The 2,409-nt window shown below is 68.7% G+C and carries 2 protein-coding genes and 1 riboswitch; both genes read right to left on the bottom strand.

The window, feature by feature from the left end:
- Positions 1-59 precede the first annotated feature (59 nt).
- A complete protein-coding gene (locus tag G3N93_RS38165; RefSeq protein WP_206135347.1) occupies positions 60-632 on the bottom strand; it encodes a TMEM165/GDT1 family protein in 573 nt (190 codons plus the stop codon).
- Between the two features lie 78 nt (positions 633-710).
- A riboswitch (yybP-ykoY riboswitch) is annotated at positions 711-848 on the bottom strand.
- Between the two features lie 157 nt (positions 849-1,005).
- Entirely contained in the window at positions 1,006-2,322 is a 1,317-nt protein-coding gene (guaD, locus tag G3N93_RS38160; RefSeq protein WP_206135346.1) for a guanine deaminase, read from the bottom strand.
- Positions 2,323-2,409: the final 87 nt, after the last annotated feature.

Below are 2,409 nucleotides of genomic sequence, written 5' to 3'. Positions count from 1 at the left end.
AGTAACGCAGCGTCAGTCCCGGCGCGGCCGTCCGGCCGCGCCCGCCATCCTCCTCCCCGTCAGACCCCGATGCCCAGCAGCGCCAGCGCGCCGAGCACGACGAACAGCACGGCCGCGATGCCGTGCACGAGCTTCGTCGGCAGGCGGTGCGCGAAGCGGTCGCCCAGCAGGATCGCGGGCACGTTCGCGAGCATCATCCCGAGCGTCGTGCCGGCCACGACACCGATGTAGTCCTGGAAGCGCGCGGCCAGCGCGACGGTCGCGATCTGCGTCTTGTCGCCCATTTCCGCAAGGAAGAATGCAACGAGGGTCGCACCGAACACGCCGAGCCGCGAACGGTTGGCATTGGCTTCGTCGGCATCGAGCTTGTCCGGCACGAGGATCCACAACCCCATCGCGATGAACGAGAACGCGAGCGCCCAGCGCATGATCGACGGCGTGACGAGCACGCCGAGCCATTCGCCGAGCGCGCCGGCGAAACCATGGTTCACGAGTGTCGCGACGAGCACGCCAAGAATGATCGGCACCGGCTTGCGATAGCGCGCGGCCAGGACGAGGGAAAGCAGTTGGGTCTTGTCGCCGATTTCAGCAAGGGCGACGGCGCCGGTGGAGATCAGGAAGGCTTGGGACACGGATGGGGTTCCACGGGCCGATGTTGTGCGTGCGAGCGACGATCCACGGCGCGCCGGGCCCTGATGCGGCGCACTGTGAACCATCGGTCTCGCCAGGCCTAGGTGGCTGCGTCCGCCATGGCCGTACGGCCAAGTCTGTTGACGGACGCCTCCGTCACGATGCGCGCCGGGAGCGCGGGACATCGAGCGGAGCGGCTACTCCCCAATGAGCGGCGAATTCTAGCACGGCGCGTCGCGCGCGGGAAAGCCGTTGGCGGGCGCTGCGCCTGGCGTCGGGGCGGGATCGGCGTACGGCCATCTCCGGCGGTACGGGAGCCCCGGCAGGCGCGGTGGTGGATGCCCGCGCCAGCCGGGAAATGCGCCAGGAACGTCGTTACGCGGCCTGGCGGCGTGCCGCGCCGCGCTCGTGGACGAGTTTGCCGGCCGCATAGGTGCGATACACCGCGCGGTCGTCGCCGAGCAGCGCAAATGCGAACAGCAGCTCCTCGAGCGAATCCGCGCGCTTCGTGCGGCGTGCGAGCAGCGGCGTGGCCTGCGGATCGAGCACGACGAAGTCGGCCTCGGTACGCGGCGCGAGCGTGCCGACCGTATCGACGAGGTCGAGTGCCTGCGCGGCGCCGGCCGTCGCGAGCCAGAACATCCGCGTCGCGGTCAGGTGGTGGCCAGACAGCCGCGCGACCTTGTGCGCTTCGTTCATCGTCTGCAGCATCGAGAACGACGTGCCGCCGCCGACGTCGGTGGCGAGCGTGACGGGCACGTCGTATTCACCGGCCTTGTCGAAATCGAACAGCCCGCTGCCGAGGAAGAAGTTCGACGTCGGGCAGTGTGCGACGACCGTGCGCGTCTCGGCCATCCGGCGGCGGTCCTCGTCGTCGAGGTGGATGCAGTGGCCGTACACCGCGCGCGGGCGCAGCAGCCCGTAGCGGTCGTAGATGTCGAGATAGCTGCGATGGCCGGGGAACAGCTCGGCCACCCATTTCACCTCGTCGACGTTCTCCGCGACGTGGCTCTGCACGAACACGTCCGGATGGCGCCGCGCGAGTTCGCTGCACGCCTCGAGCTGCGCCTCGGTCGACGTCGGCGCGAAGCGCGGCGTGAGCGCGTACATCTGGCGGCCCTTGCCGTGCCAGCGGCCGATCAGCTCCGCGCTGTCGTCGTAACCCGATTGCGCGGTATCGCGCAGGAATTCGGGGCAGTTGCGGTCCATCAGCACCTTGCCCGCGATCATCCGCAGGTCGCGCGCGTCGCTCGCCGAGAACAGCGCATCGGCCGACTGCTTGTGCACCGTGCAGTAGACGAGCGCGCTCGTCGTGCCGCAGGCGAGCAGTTCGTCGACGAAGAAGTCGGCGACTTCGCGCGCATGCTCGGGATCGCCGAACTGGCGCTCGGTCGGGAACGTGTACTTGTCCAGCCACGGCAGCAGACCCGGCGCCGGCGACGCGATCATGTCCGTCTGCGGATAGTGGATGTGCGTGTCGATGAAGCCGGGCACGATCAGCTTGTCGCGCAGGTCATGGACGATCGCGTCGCGCGCGAGCGTCGCGGCGAGCTGCGCGTACGGGCCGGCCGCGACGACCTTGCCGTCGTCGACGATCAGGAGGCCGTCGGTCTCGTAGTTCGCGGCCTGGCTCGATTGCGCCGGGTCGCCGTTGAAGGTCAGCAGCTGGGAACGAAAAGCGGTTTGCGTCATGACGAATGGTCCTGCATCAAGGTAAGGCGAACAGAAGAAAACGAGCGACGCCGCACGAGGGCAAGGCGGCGCCTGGCCCTCGTGCGA

This window comes from Burkholderia sp. Se-20378 (assembly GCF_017104665.1).
Lineage (GTDB): Bacteria > Pseudomonadota > Gammaproteobacteria > Burkholderiales > Burkholderiaceae > Burkholderia > Burkholderia lata.
The sequence above is the reverse complement of the archived record's forward strand: the minus strand, read 5'-3'. Positions and strand labels throughout refer to the sequence as shown.